Genomic DNA, 17,660 nt, shown 5'->3' with positions numbered 1-17,660 from the left:
GCTCAGCTGCGGGTGCCCTCGACCTGGCGGCCGTCCTCGGTCGAGCACGCCGTCACCGGGTCGTTCGGGCCGCTGCCGCACGTCCACTCGTCGAGGACGATCGGGCCCGGGCCGTCGGCGTCGTTCGCCTCGGCCGGGGTCAGCTTCGCGAAGTAGTCCTTCAGCAGCTTCGCCGCCGCGGTGCAGTCGACCTTGCCGTGCGCGACGACCGCCGTCTTCGCGCCGCCCGTACCGGTGACGTCGCCGCACGGCACGCCGGGGGCCGTCGACCCGGCCGCCGCGGCCGCGGCGGGCACGGCCGCCTCCGAAGAAGGCGCGGCGGGCGCCGGGTCACTGCCGCAGCCGGCCAGCGTGACGGCCGCGGCGACGAGCAGCAGGGGGTAGGCGAGTGTCTTCATGGACCCTTCAGGAGCGCGAGGAGGAACGGAGTCATTCGGACGGCACGACGGCGGCGAAGACCGTCTGCTCGCCCTTGGTGCAGGTGGTGCCGCCCTGGGCGGCGGGCGGCCCCGACGTGCACAGCCAGCCGTCGACGGTCTCGTTCACCGCGTCGTTCGAGCCGGCGCCCTGGCGCCCGGCGATCTTGCGGTGGAAGTCGCCGACCAGCTTCGTCGCCGAGACGCAGCTGACCCCGGCGGACCCGCTGTCGAAGACGTAGAGGGTGAGCCCGCTGGCGGCGGTGACGGTGCCGCACGACCCGGGCACCGACGGCGGCGGCCCGGACGGCTTGGTCGCCGGGGCGGGCGCGGGCTCGCTGCCGCCGGGGGACGGTGGTGGCGGCGGCGGGGTGCCGGCCGACGTCGGCACGGACGAGGAGGCGGCGGCGGACGGCGGGGCCGGGGGAGCCTGCGCGGCGGGGTCGCCGGAACAGGCGGCGAGCGCGGGCAGGGCGAGGCAGGCCACGAGCCACGTCCTCGTGGTGGTCGGGTGGGGCACCGCGATCCTTCCTCCCCGGCCGGCTGGTCCGGTCGTCCTGGGCCCGGTGGAGCGACGCGCCCACGGGTGTGCCGGAGATTACAACAGCGGGCCGGCGGGCCGGTCCGGTGGCCTCCCGAATGGTGTCCACAATGGACGATTAACATTCCGTTCACGCTCCGAAACCTCCCGCTGTCATCAAGAATCGATCGGTCTAATTCGCGCCGCGACGGTTAACAATCCGGCCGCGCGCGCCGAAGATCTTGGTGGAGGCCGAAGGGCTTCCCCGTCCCGAATCCCCGTCCCGAACCCGTGAGAGCGATGAACGCCGACGCTGTGACCAGCACCGAAGACCCGTCCAGTCCGCCGACCGTCCCGAGCACCGTGGTCTGGTGCTGCGGCCGCCCGTACGTCCTCGAGGGCCGAGCCGGCCGCGCCCGCTGGATGGGCACCGACTACCGAGGCCGCCCGGAGTCGCTGACCAGCGCCGAGCTGCAGCGACGCGGGTGGAGCCACCGCCGCCGCGCGAGCTGACCCGGACCGGGCCGCGGGGGCGGCCCGGCTTCGCGCCCGACCTGCGCCGGAGCGCCTCGGGGCCGGCCACCGGACGATCGGGTGGCCCGGCCGGGGCGCCGCGCCGTCTCCTCGAGCCCGGCGGGCAGCGGGTACGAGCCGGAGGGGGCTGCCGGCCGCAGAGGCGCCCGCGCCACACCGGCCGCCGCATCGAGCGGTGCGCACCCGCCGCCGATCCGCCGTCCGCGAGCCGGGATGCCCCCGCCGGCCGGCACGCTCCCGGGCCGCACCACCGGGCGGCCCGGGCCCGTACCGCTGTTTAATGGCCCGGTGAGCACAGCCGCCCCCGAACCCGCCGCTCAGGCGGATGCCGAGCCGTCTTTGCTGCGGCAGGCCCTGAACGTCCCCAACATCCTCTCCCTGCTGCGGCTGGCCGGGGTGCCCGTCTTCCTCTGGCTGCTGCTCGGCCCGGAAGAAGACGGCTGGGCGCTCGCCCTGCTCGTCTTCAGCGCCCTGACCGACTGGCTCGACGGCAAGCTCGCCCGCTGGCTCAACCAGATGTCCCGGCTCGGGCAGCTGCTCGACCCCGCCGCCGACCGGCTCTACATCCTCGCCACCCTCGTCGCCTTCCTCGTGCGCGACATCATCCCGTGGTGGGTCGTCGTCCCGCTCGTCCTGCGGGAGGCCGTGCTCGGGGTCTGCGTCGTCACCCTGCGCCGCCGCGGCTTCGCGCCGCCGGAGGTCACCTACATCGGGAAGGGCGCCACCTTCGTCCTGATGTACGCCTTCCCGTTCCTGCTGCTCGCGCAGGGCGGCTCGGACGTCGCCGCGGTCGCGCGGCCGATCGGCTACGCCTTCACCATCTGGGGCGCCGTCCTCTACGTCTGGTCCGGCGTGCTCTACGTCGTGCAGGCGCGCAACGCCCTGCGCGACGCCGGAGCGGAATGAGCTTTCCCCGGGTCGTGGCGGGCGGCTGCGCCGTGTGGGTGTAAGACTTCGCCCAACACTTTTCGCCAGTGAGGGCATGAAAGGGGACCGGCGGTGTCCGCTCCTGAAGAGCTTCGCTACACCGAGGAACACGAGTGGGTCGCCACCCGCGGCGAGGACACCCTCGTGCGCGTCGGCATCACCGAGTACGCGCAGGACCAGCTCGGCGACGTCGTGTTCGTCGACCTGCCCGACGTCGGCAGGCAGGTGAGCGCGGGCGACGTCTTCGGCGAGGTCGAGTCGACCAAGAGCGTCTCCGAGCTGTTCGCGCCGGTCGACGGGGAGGTCGTCGCGGTCAACGACGCCGTCGCCGACTCGCCCGAGCTGATCAACAGCGACCCCTACGGCGAGGGCTGGCTGATCGAGATCCGGCTCGACGACCCGGCGGGCCTGGAAGCCCTGCTCGAAGCCGAGGCGTACGACGCCCTGACCAAGGGCTGAACCCCGCGCCCACCCGGTCGGACCAGCGCTGCGCCGGTTCGGGGAGCCGGGGCTCGGAGAATCGATCAGGCACGGTACGTTGGCAGCTACACGTTCTTGAGTACTGGCAACACAGCATGTGTGGAGGAGAGCTCAGGTGAGCACGAACGACGGGCCCGGCGGCGTTCCCCCGGAGCAGTCTCCGGAGCGGACCTCTGTCTTCCGGGCCGATTTCCTGGCCGAAGCCGAAGGCCGCGAGCCCGCCCCGGAAGCCCCGGTCCAGGGTGTCGACGCCCTGCCCGCGGGTTCTGCCCTGCTGGTCGTGAAGCGCGGGCCGAACGCGGGTTCGCGGTTCCTGCTCGACCGCGACACCACCAGCGCCGGGCGGCACCCGGACAGCGACATCTTCCTCGACGACGTCACCGTCTCCCGCCGGCACGCCGAATTCCGGCGTGAAGGCGGCGAGTTCGTCGTCATCGACGTCGGCAGCCTCAACGGCACCTACGTCAACCGCGAGCCGGTCGACCAGGCGGTGCTCGCCGGCGGCGACGAGGTGCAGATCGGGAAGTTCCGCCTGGTCTTCCTGACCGGCCCGGGGCACGGGGGCCAGGGGGCGCAGTGACGGCGGCCGGGCGGCCACAGAACCACGGATTGAGCATCGGGGCGGTCCTCGCGCAGCTGCGCGGCGACTTCCCCGATGTCACCATCTCCAAGATCCGGTTCCTCGAAGCGGAAGGCCTGGTCCAACCGGGCCGGACGCCGTCGGGTTACCGGCAGTTCGCCGCGGCGGACGTGGAGCGACTGAGGTTCGTCCTGGCCGCCCAGCGGGACCACTACCTCCCGTTGAAGGTCATCAAGGAACAGCTGGACGCGGCGGACTCGGGGGCCGGGCCCACCGCGGCCCTGCCCCGCCCGCCGCGCCGGCTGGTGCCGATCGACGCACCGGCGGAGAACGTCGGCCTGCCGGTGGCGGACGACTTCACCGCGGGCAAGGAGCTGCGCCTGACCCAGGAGGAGCTCCTGGAGCAGGCCGGCATCGACGCGCCGGCACTGGCCGAGCTGCAGCAGTACGGCCTGGTCCGGCCCGGTCCCGCCGGGTTCTTCGACCCGGACGCGGTGCTGGTCGCGCGGACGGTCAAGGCGATGACCGAATTCGGGATCGAGCCGAGACACCTGCGTGCCTTCCGCGCCGCGGCCGACCGCGAGGTCGGGCTGCTGGAGCAGATCGTGACGCCGGTGTACCGGCACCGCGACCCGGAGGCCAAGGCCCGGGCCGACGAGGTGGTGCGGGAGCTGGCGGCGCTGTCCGTGACCCTGCACACGCTCCTCGTCAAGGCCGGAATCCGCGGCGTCTCCGGGTGTTGATCGATAACGGGACAGTGAGATCCTCTTTGCGGTCCCATGTCAATGACTGAATGTTCGGCACCGCATGCCGTACCGTGAAGGCACGGGTTTGCGGCAGGCGAACCGAGAGAGTCCGGACAGCGAGCACAGCGCACGGATGACGGGTAGCGTCGGGAGTATGGGCGTGAAGCCGGTTCAGCGCTGCAGCCCGTGCGCACGAGAGGGAGGCGAAGCCCGATGAGCGAAATGCGCGTCGTCGGTGTGCGGGTCGAGCTGCCCGCGAATCAGCCGATCTTGTTGCTGCGGGAGACCGAGGGCGAACGGTACCTGCCGATCTGGATCGGCTCGGTCGAAGCCACTGCCATCGCCTTGGAGCAGCAGGGGTCCGCCCCGCCCGCCCGCTCACGCATGACCTGCTGAAAGAGGTCATCGGAGCGCTCGGCCGGGAGCTGGAGCAGGTCGTCATCACCGACCTGAAGGAGGGCACGTTCTTCGCGGAGCTCGTGTTCGACGGCGACATCCGGGTGTCCGCCCGGCCGAGCGACTCGGTCGCGCTGGCCCTGCGGATCGGCGTCCCCATCCACGCCGTGGATTCGGTGCTGGAGGAAGCCGGCCTCATCATCCCGGACGAGCAGGAAGACGAAGTCGAGAAGTTCCGCGAGTTCCTCGACTCCGTGTCGCCCGAAGACTTCCGGGGAGCCGATACCTGAGAACTTGCCTTGACGCGGACGTCAACGTCTAGCGTCGACGGCATGCGGATCGGAGAACTTGCGCAGCGCACGGGTGTCACCACCCGTGCGCTGCGGTTTTACGAGGACCAAGGCCTGCTGCAGGCCCGGCGCACGGCGAACGGCTACCGCGAGTACGACGAGGACGACCTCCAGCTCGTCAAGGAGATCCAGACCCTCCGGACGGTCGGCCTGACCCTCGACGAAACCCGCCCGTTCGTCGAGTGCCTGCGCAGCGGCCACGAGACCGGCGACTCCTGTGCGAGTTCGATCGAGGTCTACCGCCGCAAGCTCGAAGAAGCCGACGCGCTCCTCGCACGGCTCGGCGGCATCCGCGGCGAGCTGGCCGCGAAACTCGCCACCGCCCTGGCCCGGCAGGCGCCCGATCCGTGTGTCGTGCCCGAATCCCCGCGCCCGTGAAGGAGCCCTGCCATGTCCGAAGTTGCTGACATCACCGATGCGACCTTCGCCGAAGTCCTCGGCAGTGACGTCCCGGTGCTCGTCGAGTTCTGGGCCACCTGGTGCGGCCCGTGCCGGATGGTCGGCCCGGTGCTGGCGCAACTGGCCGCCGAGCGCGCCGGCGAGCTCGCCGTCCGCAAGATCAACGCCGACGAGAACCCGGAGACCACCCGCTCCTACCAGGTCATGTCGCTGCCGACGATGATCCTCTTCCGCGGCGGTGAGCCGGTCGAGACGATCGTCGGCGCGTTCCCGAAGGCCCGCATCGAAGACCGGCTCGACCGGGTCCTCAAGGCGCCGTCGCTTTGACGAACGTGTCCGCCACTTCGCGCCCGTACGTTTCGAGGTCCAGCGAAGGGTCGGCCGCGTAGGCGGCGGCGACGCCGTCGATGGCCTGCGCGATCGACATCGCCATCACCTCGGGCGTGAAGGCGCCGAACAGGCCCTCGGCCTGGCCCTGCTTGAGCTGCCGGGCCAGGCCGTGCACGCGCAGGTCGTCGACCAGCACCTTCGTCATCACCCAGCCGTCGGCGTCGTCGGCGTTGGCGGCCAGTTCCGTCAGCGCCCGGACGCACTCCGGGTAGGCCCGCAGGAACGCGATCGACGTCTCGATGTGCGCCCGCAGGTAGCCGGGCCGGTCGGCCGGGTCGAGGCCGCCGCCGGTGCGTTCGGTGAGGAACGCGCTCTTGGTCTGGATGACCGTGCTGAGCACGGCCTGCATCAGGCCGGCCTTGTTCGTGAAGTGGTACGAGATCAGCCGGGTGCTGCTGAGCCCGGCGCGCTCCTTGATCTTGGCGAAGGTGGTCCGGCGGTAGCCGAGGTCGGCCAGGACGCCGATGGTCGCGCCGATGATCTGCGCCCGGCGCGCGGCCTCGGTGACGCTGAGGCCCAGTTCGGCCATGAGGTCGGGGTTTACTTGCATGAGTAAAAGTTACCTGACTGAGTAAAAAGTGTCCACCGGGTTTGACGAGCCACTGTCGGGGGTACGGCGAACGGCTCAAAGGCTCAGTCGACCGTTGAGGCTTGCCGCGCGTCGCGTTGACCGGCACTGTCCGGGCGCTTACCGTCGAAGAAGGTAAATCGCCACGGTGTGATTCACGGTCTGGGGCCGGACCGTGGCGATTGATCTCCGGCGGGTCCCACTCCTGGGACCGTCCGGCTGTCATTCGCCGGCCGCCAGGTCGGGCGAGGGGAGGCTTGCGTGGTCGAGGCTGGTTCCGAGAAGCAGCCTGTCGAGGTCGCGACTGGTGAGCAGGGGGAGCTGTTCCCCGACGATTCGCTGCCCGACGAGCTGGTGGGCTACCGGGGTCCGGCGGCGTGCCAGATCGCCGGGATCACCTACCGCCAGCTCGACTACTGGGCCCGGACCAAACTGGTCGCGCCCAGCATCCGCACCGCGCACGGCTCCGGCTCGCAGCGGCTGTACTCCTTCAAGGACATCCTGGTCCTCAAGGTCGTCAAGCGGCTCCTGGACACCGGTGTCTCGCTCCAGAACATCCGCGTCGCGGTCGACCACCTGCGCCTCCGCGGCGTCCGCGACCTGGCCCGGGTGACACTGTTCTCCGACGGCACCACGGTGTACGAGTGCACCTCGCCGGAGGAGATCGTCGACCTGCTCCAAGGCGGCCAGGGCGTCTTCGGCATCGCCGTCAGCGGTGCGATGCAGGAGATCAGCGGCACCATCCACGAGTTCCAAGCCGAACGCGCCGACGGCGGCATCGTCGAGACGCACGAACCGGACGAACTCACCCAGCGCCGCAACGCCCGCAAGACCGGTTGATCACCACTGCGGCAGGCAGAGTAAGGTTCACCGTGCGGTCGACGAATCCGCGCGGGAGAGTCCGAGTCACACCTTGAGCTCGGCGCCGAAGGAGCAAGTCCTCCCCGGAACCTCTCAGGCACCCTGGACCGCGCGGACGAGACGCCTCTGGAAAGCGGGTCGTCAGGACACAGCCTGATGGCCCCGCCGACGGTGCAAGCCCGGTTCAACCACGCGGGCGAAACTCTCAGGCGCCTCCTCCGGGAGGTACGGACAGAGCGGGGAGGACCAGGACATCGCCGTCCCGGTCCACCCCCGCTGTCCCCAGGAGGTCTCGTGGATCCGTCACTCGCCTCCCTGGAACAGGGCCTTCCCTTCGCCGACCGGCACATCGGGCCCCGCCCGGACGAACTCCGCCACATCCTCGACGTCATCGGCGTCGCCTCCCTCGACGAACTCGCCGAACGAGCCGTGCCGTCGTCGCTGCGGGAGTCCGCCGAGCCACTCGAACTGCCGCCCGCCGCGAGTGAAGCGCAGGCGCTCGCTGAACTTCGTGAGCTGGCCGGGCGCAACCGGCCGACCGCTTCGATGGTCGGGCTCGGCTACCACGACACCGTCACCCCGCCCGTCATCCGGCGCAACGTGCTCGAGAACCCGGCCTGGTACACCGCCTACACGCCCTACCAGCCCGAGATCTCCCAGGGACGGCTCGAAGCGCTGCTCAACTTCCAGACCGTGATCGCGGACCTGACCGGGCTCCCCGTCGCCAACGCGTCCCTGCTCGACGAGGCCACCGCGGCCGCCGAGGCGATGACGCTGGTGCGCCGGGCCGGGCGGGCGACGTCCCGCCGGTTCGTCGTCGACGAAGACACCCTGCCGCAGACCCTCGCCGTGCTGCGGACCCGGGCCGAGCCCCTCGGCATCGAACTGGTCGTCGAAGACCTTTCCCAAGGGCTGACCGGGCTGGGGCTCGGCGGCGACTTCTTCGGCGTGCTGCTGTCCTGCCCCGGCGCGTCCGGTGCGGTCCGGGAGCTCGACCGCACCATCGGCGAGGCCAAGAAGCACGGCGCGGCCGTGATCGTCGCCGCCGACCCCCTCGCCCTCACCCTGCTCCGGCCGCCCGGTGAGCTCGGCGCCGACGTCGCCGTCGGTTCGACGCAGCGGTTCGGCGTCCCGCTCGGCTTCGGCGGCCCGCACGCCGCCTACCTCGCGGTGCGCCGAGGCCTGGAGCGGCAGCTGCCCGGCCGGTTGGTCGGCGTCTCGAAGGACGCCGACGGCACGCCCGCCTACCGGCTCGCCCTGCAGACCCGCGAGCAGCACATCCGCCGCGAGAAGGCGACGTCGAACATCTGCACCGCACAAGTCCTGCCGGCGGTGATGGCCTCGATGTACGCGGTGTACCACGGGCCCGAGGGACTGCGTTCGATCGCGCTGCGGGCGCACCGGATGGCCACCGTGCTGGCCGCCGGCCTCGCCGAGGGCGGTGTCGACGTCGTGCACGGCGAGTTCTTCGACACGGTCGTCGCCGCGGTGCCCGGCCGGGCGGACACCATCGTTGCAGCCGCTCGAGACCTCGGCATCTCGCTGCGCCGGATCGACGCGGACCACGTCGGCATCGCCTGCGACGAAACCACCACCCGCGAGCGGCTTTCCTGCGTGTGGAAGGCGTTCGGCGTCTCGGTGTCCGATGTGGACGGGCTTGACGCGGACACCGCGGACGCGCTTCCGGCGCCGCTGCGGCGCACGAGCGACTACCTCACGCACCCGGTGTTCCACGCGCACCGCTCGGAAACCGCGATGCTGCGCTACCTGCGGCGGCTGGCGGACTCCGACGTCGCCCTCGACCGCAGCATGATCCCGCTGGGCTCGTGCACCATGAAGCTCAACGCCACCGCGGAGATGGAGCCGGTCACCTGGCCGGAGTTCGCCGGCCTGCACCCGTTCGCGCCGGCCGAAGACGCCGCCGGGCTGCTGGCCGTGGCCGCCGACCTGAGCGCCTGGCTCGCCCGGATCACCGGCTACGACGCGGTTTCCCTGCAACCCAACGCCGGCAGCCAAGGCGAGTTCGCCGGCCTGCTCGCCATCCGGGCCTACCACCGTTCACGCGGCGAGCACGCGCGAGACGTCTGCCTGATCCCGGCCAGCGCGCACGGCACGAACGCGGCCAGCGCGGTGATGGCGGGCATGCGCGTGGCCGTCGTCCGCTGCGACGAGCGCGGCAACATCGACCTGGCCCACCTGAAGTCCACAGTGGACGAACACCGGGCCGACCTCGCCGCGATCATGCTCACGTACCCCTCGACGCACGGCGTCTACGAAGACACCGTCGGCGAGGTGTGCGCGGCGGTGCACGACGCGGGCGGGCAGGTGTACGTCGACGGCGCCAACCTGAACGCGCTGATCGGCGTCGCCCAGTACGGCCGCTTCGGCGCCGACGTCTCGCACCTCAACCTGCACAAGACGTTCTGCATCCCGCACGGCGGCGGCGGGCCGGGTGTCGGCCCGATCGGGGTCCGCGCGCACCTGGCGCCGTTCCTGCCGAACCACCCGCTGCAGCCGGCGGCGGGCCCGGCCACCGGCGTCGGCCCGGTCAGTGCGGCGCCGTGGGGCAGCGCGTCGATCCTGCCGATTTCCTGGGCGTACGTCCGGATGATGGGCGCTCCCGGCCTGCGCCGCGCGACGCTGGTGGCGGTGGCGAACGCCAACTACGTCGCCCGTCGCCTCGGCGAGCACTACCCGGTGCTCTACGCCGGCCGCGAAGGGCTCGTCGCGCACGAATGCATCCTCGACCTCCGGCCGCTGACGAAGGCCACCGGCGTCACGGTCGACGACGTCGCGAAACGGCTGGCGGACTACGGGCTGCACGCGCCGACGATGTCCTTCCCGGTCGCGGGCACCCTGATGGTGGAGCCGACGGAGAGCGAAGACCTCGCCGAACTTGACCGCTTCTGCGCGGCGATGATCGCGATCCGCGCCGAAATCGACCGGGTCGCGGCGGGGGAGTGGCCCCTCGAAGACTCGCCGTTGCGGCAGGCACCGCACACGGCCCGCTGTGTCGCGGGCGACTGGAACCGGCCGTACAGCCGCGAAACGGCGGTGTTCCCGGCCGGTCCGGGCGAGCCCAAGATCTGGCCGCCGGTCCGCCGCATCGACGGCGCGGCGGGCGACCGGAACCTGGTCTGCTCCTGCCCGCCACCGGAGGCCTTCACGGATTCCCCGCTCCGCGGGTGAGGCGGACCCTCAGCTCGGCGCGGCTGGTCAGGGCGAGCTCGCGGTAGATCAGCTGAGGGTGCTTCTGCACCGTCCGCGGGCTGATCCCCAGGTGCCGGGCGACTTCCCCGTCGGTCGCCGCCTGGGCCACGTGCGGTGCGAGCAGGCCGACCAGCTCGCGGTCCCGCGCGGAAAAAGCCGGGCCGGCGGCCGTGCGCAGTTCTGCGTACGCGCACTGCGGGCGCACAGGAACGCCGGGTAGGTTGACGCCCATGGTGAGTGGGACCGGTCCTGATCGGACGTCCGTGGTCGTGACCGGCGGCAGCGGCTTCATCGGCCGGGCCGTCGTGCGCGCCCTGCGCGACCGGGGCGTCCCGGTCACCGTCGTGGACCGGGTGCCGTTCCCCGAAGACCGCGACGGCGTGCACGTGGTGACCGGCGACCTCCGCGAAGCCGCCGTCCGCGAGCAGGCCGTGACCGGCGGGACCGCGGGCATCGTGCACCTCGCCGCGCTGACGTCGGTGCTGAAGTCGGTCGAACTGCCCGAGGACACCTTCGCCGACAACGTCCTGGTCACCCAGGAACTCCTCGAACTCGCGCGCCGCCGTGAGGTGCCGAAGTTCCTGCTCGCCTCGACCAACGCGGTGATCGGCGACGTGGGCACCGCGACCATCACCCCGGACCTGCCGCTGCGCCCGCTGACGCCGTACGGCGCCACCAAGGCGGCGTGCGAAATGCTGCTGTCGGGCTACGCCGGGGCGTACGGCATGACGACGTGTGCGTTGCGGTTCACCAACGTCTACGGCCCGGGAATGTCCCACAAGGACAGTTTCGTGCCGCGGATGATGCGGGCCGCGCTGACCGGCACCGGCGTCCGGGTCTACGGCGACGGCCGCCAGCGCCGCGACCTCGTGCACGTCGACGACGTCGTACGCGCGGTCCTGCTGGCCCTCGACAGCGGCTACTCGGGCCGCGCGATCGTCGGCGCGGGGCGCTCGGTGTCCGTGCTGGAGATGGTCGAAGCCGTGCGCGAGGTGACCGGCGCCGCACTGCCGGTCGACCACGTCGCGGCACCGGCCGGGGAAATGCCCGCGGTCGTCGTCGACGTCTCGGCGAGCGCGGAGACCATCGGCTACCGGCCCGAGGTCTCCCTCATCGACGGCCTGGCCACGGCGTGGAAGTACTTCTCCGGCCTCAAGACGCCGTGAGCGGGTTTCTCCGCCGCCACTGGCTGCTCCTGCTGCTCCTCGTCCCGGCGATCACGCTCCGGGTGCTGACCTGGCTGGCCTACCGGCCCGCGCTGCTGTTCATCGATTCGTTCCGCTACATCGACAACCTGCACGCGCTGCGCGCCGACCAGCTCGACCCGATCGGCTACGACCTGGTGCTGCGGCCGCTCCTGGCCGTCGGCGGGCTCGCCTGGGTCACGGCGGTGCAGCACGCCGGCGGGGTGCTCATCGCGATCGGCGTCTACGCGCTGGTCCTGCGCCTCGGCGGCCGGCCGTGGGTCGCCGCGCTCGCCGCGGCCCCGGTGCTGCTCGACGCCTACCAGCTGCAGATCGAGCAGAACATCATGTCCGAGGTGACGTTCGAGGCCGTCCTCCTCGGCCTGCTCTGGCTGCTGCTCGGCCGGGGCACGCCGGGCTGGAAGCGCGCCGGCGCGGCGGGCCTGCTGCTCGGCTTCGGCGTGCTGACGCGGCTGATCGGGATCTCCCTGGTCGTTCCGCTGCTGGTCTTCCTCGTCGCCGCCGGGGGAGCGTGGCGGCAGTGGGCGGGCTGGCGCCGGGCCGGCGTCGGCCTCCTGGGCCTGCTCGCGGTCCTGGTGCCGTACTCGGCGCGGGTGCACGCGGAAACCGGGAAGTGGGGTCTGAGCGGACCGTCGGGGAACATGCTCTACGGCCGGACCGCCGCCGTCGCCGACTGCGCGAACCTCCACCTCGACCCGGTGCTGCGGGTGTTCTGCCCGGCCGAGCCCCGCGAAAAGCGGCTCGTCGACAACTACACCCACGCCGACCTCGACCCGAACTGGCCGGGCCCGCTGCCCCCCGGCGCGGACAAGGCGGCCCTGGCCCACGAGTTCGCCGTCGACGTCCTGAAGGAGCAGCCCGGCGACGTCGCCGAAGCGATCCTGGACGACTTCGCGAAGAGCTTCGCCTGGACGCGGGAGCAGGGCCCGACCGACGTCCCCCTGGACCGGTGGCAGTTCCAGCTGAGCTACCCGCAGTGGGCCGACCAGTCCCTGATCGACCTGGTCACGCTGCAGAACGACGGTGTCGTCGCGAGCGTCGATCAGCCACTGGCCAAGATCCTCCGCGACTACCAGCTCGACGGCGGGTACGTCTCGGGCGGGGTGCTCGGCATCGGTGCGCTGCTGGGCCTGCTGACGGTGGTCCGGCGCAGGAAGCCCCTGGACCGGGCCCGGGCGGGGGCGCTGCTCGCGGCGTCGAGCGGGCTCCTCCTGCTGTTCGCCTCGGCGGTGTTCCAGTTCTCCTGGCGCTACCAGATCCCGGCGCTCGTGCTGCTGCCCGTCGCCGGGGCGCTCGGCTTCACCACGCTGACCTCGGCGAGCCGGAAACGGCTCGCCGCTTTCCCCGACGACGTCGATTCCGGTGCCCTCGACGACTTCCGCGGCCGGCACCCCGAGCCGGCCCTGGCGCCGCTGACCGTCGTCATCGCCGCCTACAACGAAGCCGGCGGCATCGGCGAAGTCCTGGAGAAGATGCCGGACGAGTGCCTCGGCATGCGGGTGGACGTCCTCGTCGTCGTCGACGGCGGGACCGATGACACGGCCGCGATCGCCGAGGCGCACGGCGCGTACGTGTGCGTCGCGCCCCGCAACCGCGGCCAGGGCGCCGCGCTGCGGCTGGGCTACCACCTCGCGGCGGACGCCGGGGCCGAGTACATCGTGACGACCGATGCCGACGGCCAGTACGACAACAGCGAACTCGAAACACTGGTGCGTCCGGTCGTCGACGGCACCGCGGACTTCGTCACCGGGTCCCGGCGGCTCGGGCACGAGGAAGCCGACAGCCGCGTCCGGTGGCTCGGCGTGCGGGTGTTCGCGGTGCTGGCGTCGGTGCTGACCGGGCGGCGGATCACCGACACGTCGTTCGGCTTCCGCGCGATGCGGGCGGAGCTGGCCTGCTCGGTCCCGCTGCGCGAGCCGCAGTACCAGTCGTCGGAGCTGCTGCTCGGCGTCACCGCCCGCGGCGCCCGCGTCGTCGAGCTGCCGATGAGCATGCGGCTGCGCAAGGCGGGCAAGAGCAAGAAGGGTGGCAGCCTGGTCTACGGCGCCAACTACGCCCGGGTCATGACCGGGACGTGGTGGCGGGGGTACGTGCTGCGCCGCGGCCGAACACGAACCGGTCGAGCAGCGTGAACTTGACGGCGAACACCAGCGCGTAGCTGGCGACGTACGCCCCGTCGACGAGCACGACCCACCAGAAGTGCGGCAGGCCCAGCGGGGTCAGCAGCGAGCCGGCGAGGGTGGTCAGGCCGATCGACGCCAGCCCGCCGAGCCCGATCACCGCGAGGTAGGGCAGCAGCTCGCGCCGGACGCGCGGCCGCCCGGTGCGGCCCCACACCCAGCGCCGCGTGACCAGGAAGTTCAGCACCGCCCCGGCCGCCCAGGCCAGCGTGCTCGCCAGCGCCGGGACCCCGCCGGCGGCGAGGACGGCCAGCAGGACGACCTGGCTGAGGACCGTGGCCGCGACGGACGTCGTGGCGGCGCGTGCCAGCCGGGCCCAGCCGCGGCGGCGGGTCTTCTCCGCTGTGCGGGGCCGCACGCCGTTGGTTACGGTCGTCATGCCTCCATCCTCCCCGCGGGCCGGCCGCGCCGCCGTCCGACCCCCCTACGCATAGGAGATTCACAGCTCATTGCCAGGTCTTCATCAGCACGTGATCTATAGCGTTCGTGTGGCGTAAACGAGCAGGAAGGGCGGCACAATGCGTGTGCTGGTTCTCGGCGGTGACGGATATCTGGGCTGGCCGACCGCGTTGCACTTATCGGACAAAGGTCACGAGGTGGCCGTTCTCGACAATTTCGCGCGGCGCGGCTACGACGCCGAACTCGGTGTCGAAAGCCTGGTTCCGATCGAATCCCTCGCCGACCGCATCGCCACCTGGCGCGAGGTCTCGGGCCGGGCGATCACCAGCTACGAAGGTGACCTCCTCGACGCGGAGTTCCTGTTCGGAGCGGTGCGTGACTTCGCGCCGGACGCCGTCGTCCACTACGCCGAGCAACGGTCGGCACCGTATTCCATGATCGACCGCGAACACGCGGTCTACACCCAGCACAACAATGTCGTCGGGACGCTGAACCTGCTCTACGCGATCGCCGAGATCGACCCGGCGATCCACCTGGTCAAACTGGGCACGATGGGCGAATACGGCACGCCGAACATCGACATCGAAGAAGGCTGGCTGGAGCTCGAGCACAACGGCCGCTCCGACCGCGTGCTGTTCCCGAAACGGCCGGGTTCCTTCTACCACCTGACCAAGGTCCACGATTCCCACAACATCGAATTCACCTGCCGCGCGTGGGGCCTGCGCGCCACGGACCTCAACCAGGGCATCGTGTACGGCCAGCAGACACCGCAGACGGCGCTGGACCCGAAGCTGGCGACCCGCTTCGACTACGACGCGGTGTTCGGCACGGTGCTCAACCGGTTCGTCATCCAGGCCGTGCTGGGCCAGCCGCTGACGGTGTACGGCAAGGGCGCGCAGACCCGCGGCCTGATCGACATCCGCGACACCGTCGAGTGCATCCGGCTGGCCGTCGAGCACCCGGCCGCGCCGGGGGAGTTCCGCGTGTTCAACCAGATGACCGAAAGCATGTCCGTGGCGGACATCGCCGAGCTGGTCGCCGACCGGTTCCCCGGCCCGGTGCAGATCGAGCAGCTGGAGAACCCGCGCACCGAGGCGCCGGAGCACTACTACAACGTGAAGCACACCGGGCTGGTCGGGCTCGGGCTTCAGCCGCACCTGCTTTCGGACACGCTCATCGAGTCGATGTTCGACATCGTGGGCGCCAACAAGCACCGGGTGAACCCGGAGAAGCTCCGCCCGACCGTCCGCTGGCGGGGCGCGCTGAAGGCCTAGCGGTCGTGGGGGGCTCCCGCCGGGGAGCCCCCCACGGTTTTCAGCCGGGCAGCTTGTCCAGGAACCCGTGCACCTTGGCGATCTTCCCGTCTTCGAGTTCGACGACGTCGAAGCCGATGGCGACCGGCTCGGCGCCGGGGGTGCCGAGGTGCCACTGGAAGCGCGCGAGGTCGTGGTGGGCGTCGGGGTCGGCCGGCAGGCTGAAGGTGAGCCCGCCGAACTGCTGCTGCGCCCCGGCGACGAACTGGTCGATCCCGTCGTGGCCGGTGACGGCGCCGAGCGGGTCGGTGTAGCCGGCTTCGGCGGTGAAGACGTCGGCCACGAGGGCGCGCCGCTTGCCCGCGTCGGTCTCGTTCCAGACGGCGATGTACTGCTCGACGATGGTGCGGACGTCGGTCATGGGTGGTTCCTTTCCTTGGGGGACAACGGATTCGCCGTCGTCCTGCGCTGAGACCGACTTTGGCGGACGAGCGGTGGCCCGTCGATTACGCGAGAGGTAATGCGGTGCCATTACCCCGGGGGTAATGGCAGCGGCTCCGTGATCGCCGTAGCGTCGCTCGCGTGACGACTATGGTGCAGACGCGGCAGCGGCCCGTCGGGGAGCTGCTGCGGGAATGGCGGGACCGGCGCCGGATCAGCCAGCTCGACCTGGCGATCTCGGCGGACATCTCCACCCGCCACCTCAGCTTCGTGGAAACCGGGCGCTCCAAGCCGAGCCGGGACATGGTGCTGCGGCTCGGGGAGCACCTCGACGTCCCGCTGCGGGAGCGCAATCGGCTGCTGCTCGCCGCCGGCTACGCCCCCGCGTACACCGAGAGCGCGCTGGGGGACCCCGGGATGGACGCCGTCCGCCGGGCCGTGCGGCAGCTCCTGTCCGGCCACGAGCCGTACCCGGCGGCCGTCGTCGACCGGAACTGGGACCTCGTCGACGCCAACGCCGCCACCGGCCTCTTCGTCGCCGGGATCCCGGCCGGGCTGACCACCAACGTCCTGCGCGCGACGCTGCACCCCGACGGCATGGCCCCGCACATCCGCAACCTGGGGGAGTGGCGCGCCCACCTGCTCGGCCGGCTGCGGCGGCAGGTGACCCAGACCGCGGACGCGGGCCTCGCCGAGCTCTTGGACGAGCTGCGCGGGTACCCCTGCGACCAGCCCGTGCCCGAGGTGGAGGTCCCCGGCCCGGGTGACATCTTCGTGCCGCTCGAATTCCGCCACGACGGCACCGACCTCACGTTCTTCAGCACGGTCGCGACGTTCGGCACCCCGCTGGACGTCACCGTGGCGGAACTGGTGATCGAGTCGTTCTTCCCGGCCGACCCGGCGACGGCGGCGTATCTGCGCGAGCGGGCCGCCCGGGTGGGATGATGGGGGTCCGCGCAGCATCCGAAGTGAGGATCACCGGTTGATGGCCGTCCCGCCTTCGCTCGCCCTGTCCGTCGGAGTCCGCATCCCCCAGCTGCTGTTCGGTGTCGCCGGCCTGTCCCCGGCCGAAACCGGCCGGGCCGTCCGCATCGCCCTCGACACCGGTTACCGCGGCATCGACACGGCCCCGGGCACCGAGACGGCGGTGGGTGCGGTGCTCGCCGCGGCCGAGGTGCCCCGCGAGGACCTCTTCGTCAGCGTCCACGTGCCCGCCCAGGGCTATGACACCGCCCGCCGGGCCGCCGACCAGGCGCTGGAGGCGCTCCGGCTCGAGCGGGCCGACCTGTGCCTGCTGGACGGCACGCAGGGCGCGTTCACCGACACCTGGCGCGCGCTGAGCCGGCTGCGCGCCGACGGGCGGGTCCGCGCGGTCGGCGTCGCCGGGTTCGGGGTGTCCGAGCTGAGCCGGCTCATCGACGCGACCGGCTCGGTACCGGTGGTGAACCAGGTCGAGCTGCACCCGTGGCTGCAGCAGCTCGCCCTGCGCGAGTTCCACGGCGAGCGCGGCATCGTCACGGCCGCCGCCAGCCCGGCCGCGAACGCCGCGCTGCTGTCGGACGAGACGGTCACCGCGCTGGCCGCCAAGTACGGCAAGACCCCGGCCCAGATCGTGCTCCGGTGGCACCTGCAGAACGGCACGGTCGCGGTGGCGGCGTCGGCCACCACCACCCGGATCCGCGAGAACTTCGGGATCTTCGACTTCGAGCTGGCCGACGACGACCTCGCCGTGGTGGCCGAGCTCGACAACGGCACGCGCGTCTAGCGGCTAGATGGTTGATTCCAAGGGGTAGGCCCAGATCCGG

The 17,660-nt window shown here is 71.6% G+C and carries 20 protein-coding genes, 1 pseudogene and 1 riboswitch; of the genes and pseudogenes, 15 read left to right on the top strand and 6 right to left on the bottom strand.

Going from position 1 to position 17,660, the window contains the following annotated elements; translation table 11 throughout:
* Positions 1-2: 2 nt before the first annotated feature.
* Positions 3-398, bottom strand: coding sequence for a hypothetical protein (locus tag QRY02_RS15080; protein WP_285992141.1), 396 nt, complete (start codon positions 396-398; stop codon positions 3-5).
* Positions 399-429: 31 nt separating this feature from the next.
* Positions 430-936, bottom strand: coding sequence for a hypothetical protein (locus tag QRY02_RS15075; RefSeq protein ID WP_285992140.1), 507 nt, complete (start codon positions 934-936; stop codon positions 430-432).
* Positions 937-1,236: 300 nt separating this feature from the next.
* Between QRY02_RS15075 and QRY02_RS15070 the strand changes: the two genes are divergently transcribed.
* From QRY02_RS15070 to trxA, 8 genes and pseudogenes are all read left to right on the top strand, one after another.
* Positions 1,237-1,449: a hypothetical protein gene (locus QRY02_RS15070; protein WP_013226821.1), complete on the top strand. Its 213-nt coding sequence runs from the start codon at positions 1,237-1,239 to the stop codon at positions 1,447-1,449.
* Positions 1,450-1,758: 309 nt separating this feature from the next.
* On the top strand, positions 1,759-2,376 hold the full coding sequence (gene clsA, locus QRY02_RS15065; RefSeq protein WP_285992139.1) for a cardiolipin synthase ClsA: 618 nt from the start codon (positions 1,759-1,761) through the stop codon (positions 2,374-2,376).
* A 93-nt stretch (positions 2,377-2,469) separates the two neighbouring features.
* Entirely contained in the window at positions 2,470-2,856 is a 387-nt protein-coding gene (gcvH, locus tag QRY02_RS15060) for a glycine cleavage system protein GcvH (protein ID WP_013226819.1), read from the top strand.
* Positions 2,857-2,992: 136 nt separating this feature from the next.
* Positions 2,993-3,457: a glycogen accumulation regulator GarA gene (garA, locus tag QRY02_RS15055; protein WP_086844851.1), complete on the top strand. Its 465-nt coding sequence runs from the start codon at positions 2,993-2,995 to the stop codon at positions 3,455-3,457.
* Positions 3,454-4,200, top strand: coding sequence for a transcriptional regulator FtsR (gene ftsR, locus QRY02_RS15050; RefSeq protein WP_199191655.1), 747 nt, complete (start codon positions 3,454-3,456; stop codon positions 4,198-4,200). The genes garA and ftsR overlap by 4 nt, the downstream gene beginning before the upstream one ends.
* A 216-nt stretch (positions 4,201-4,416) precedes the next feature.
* A pseudogene (locus tag QRY02_RS15045) lies at positions 4,417-4,889 on the top strand (bifunctional nuclease family protein).
* A 42-nt stretch (positions 4,890-4,931) separates the two neighbouring features.
* Positions 4,932-5,327 carry a MerR family transcriptional regulator gene (locus QRY02_RS15040; RefSeq protein ID WP_285992138.1) on the top strand — a complete coding sequence of 132 codons (396 nt, stop codon included), beginning with the start codon at positions 4,932-4,934 and terminating at the stop codon, positions 5,325-5,327.
* A 12-nt stretch (positions 5,328-5,339) separates the two neighbouring features.
* Positions 5,340-5,675: a thioredoxin gene (trxA, locus tag QRY02_RS15035; RefSeq protein WP_285992137.1), complete on the top strand. Its 336-nt coding sequence runs from the start codon at positions 5,340-5,342 to the stop codon at positions 5,673-5,675.
* Here the strand turns inward: trxA and QRY02_RS15030 are convergent.
* Positions 5,656-6,288, bottom strand: coding sequence for a TetR/AcrR family transcriptional regulator (locus QRY02_RS15030; protein WP_285992136.1), 633 nt, complete (start codon positions 6,286-6,288; stop codon positions 5,656-5,658). The two genes, trxA and QRY02_RS15030, sit on opposite strands and share 20 nt — an antisense overlap.
* Before the next feature lie 279 nt (positions 6,289-6,567).
* Here QRY02_RS15030 and QRY02_RS15025 point away from each other — a divergent pair, with 279 nt between their 5' ends.
* The gene (locus QRY02_RS15025; protein ID WP_020638353.1) at positions 6,568-7,146 is read left to right on the top strand and encodes a MerR family transcriptional regulator; all 579 of its coding nucleotides are present in this window, start codon (positions 6,568-6,570) and stop codon (positions 7,144-7,146) included.
* A gap of 42 nt (positions 7,147-7,188) precedes the next feature.
* Positions 7,189-7,287, top strand: a riboswitch (glycine riboswitch).
* A gap of 174 nt (positions 7,288-7,461) precedes the next feature.
* Positions 7,462-10,356, top strand: a complete 2,895-nt coding sequence (gene gcvP, locus QRY02_RS15020) for an aminomethyl-transferring glycine dehydrogenase (RefSeq protein ID WP_285992135.1) — start codon at positions 7,462-7,464, stop codon at positions 10,354-10,356.
* On the opposite strand, the gene QRY02_RS15015 is transcribed toward gcvP, so the two are convergent.
* On the bottom strand, positions 10,331-10,582 hold the full coding sequence (locus QRY02_RS15015; RefSeq protein ID WP_285992134.1) for a LuxR C-terminal-related transcriptional regulator: 252 nt from the start codon (positions 10,580-10,582) through the stop codon (positions 10,331-10,333). The genes gcvP and QRY02_RS15015 overlap by 26 nt on opposite strands.
* A 25-nt stretch (positions 10,583-10,607) precedes the next feature.
* Here QRY02_RS15015 and QRY02_RS15010 point away from each other — a divergent pair, with 25 nt between their 5' ends.
* Together QRY02_RS15010 and QRY02_RS15005 are read left to right on the top strand one after the other, a co-directional pair.
* A complete protein-coding gene (locus QRY02_RS15010) occupies positions 10,608-11,543 on the top strand; it encodes an NAD-dependent epimerase/dehydratase family protein (protein ID WP_285992133.1) in 936 nt (311 codons plus the stop codon).
* Positions 11,540-13,714, top strand: a complete 2,175-nt coding sequence (locus QRY02_RS15005) for a glycosyltransferase family 2 protein (RefSeq protein ID WP_285992132.1) — start codon at positions 11,540-11,542, stop codon at positions 13,712-13,714. Before QRY02_RS15010 ends, QRY02_RS15005 begins: the two co-directional genes overlap by 4 nt.
* On the opposite strand, the gene QRY02_RS15000 is transcribed toward QRY02_RS15005, so the two are convergent.
* On the bottom strand, positions 13,644-14,141 hold the full coding sequence (locus tag QRY02_RS15000; protein ID WP_285992131.1) for a GtrA family protein: 498 nt from the start codon (positions 14,139-14,141) through the stop codon (positions 13,644-13,646). The genes QRY02_RS15005 and QRY02_RS15000 overlap by 71 nt on opposite strands.
* Before the next feature lie 139 nt (positions 14,142-14,280).
* On the opposite strand from QRY02_RS15000, the gene QRY02_RS14995 reads away from it, so the two are divergent.
* Positions 14,281-15,435 (top strand): NAD-dependent epimerase/dehydratase family protein, encoded by a 1,155-nt coding sequence (locus QRY02_RS14995; RefSeq protein WP_285992130.1) that lies wholly within the window; start codon positions 14,281-14,283, stop codon positions 15,433-15,435.
* A 40-nt stretch (positions 15,436-15,475) separates the two neighbouring features.
* Here the strand turns inward: QRY02_RS14995 and QRY02_RS14990 are convergent, their stop codons facing one another.
* Positions 15,476-15,835 carry a nuclear transport factor 2 family protein gene (locus QRY02_RS14990; protein WP_285992129.1) on the bottom strand — a complete coding sequence of 120 codons (360 nt, stop codon included), beginning with the start codon at positions 15,833-15,835 and terminating at the stop codon, positions 15,476-15,478.
* Positions 15,836-16,005: 170 nt separating this feature from the next.
* On the opposite strand from QRY02_RS14990, the gene QRY02_RS14985 reads away from it, so the two are divergent.
* Together QRY02_RS14985 and QRY02_RS14980 are read left to right on the top strand one after the other, a co-directional pair.
* The gene (locus QRY02_RS14985) at positions 16,006-16,800 is read left to right on the top strand and encodes a helix-turn-helix domain-containing protein (protein WP_285993842.1); all 795 of its coding nucleotides are present in this window, start codon (positions 16,006-16,008) and stop codon (positions 16,798-16,800) included.
* Between the two features lie 40 nt (positions 16,801-16,840).
* Positions 16,841-17,620, top strand: coding sequence for an aldo/keto reductase (locus QRY02_RS14980; RefSeq protein WP_285992128.1), 780 nt, complete (start codon positions 16,841-16,843; stop codon positions 17,618-17,620).
* The last annotated feature ends 40 nt before the right edge of the window (positions 17,621-17,660 follow it).

Origin of the sequence: Amycolatopsis sp. DG1A-15b, assembly GCF_030285645.1 — a bacterium.
Lineage (GTDB): Bacteria > Actinomycetota > Actinomycetes > Mycobacteriales > Pseudonocardiaceae > Amycolatopsis.
Note: the sequence above shows the minus strand (reverse complement) of the source record. Positions and strands in the feature narration are given on the sequence as shown.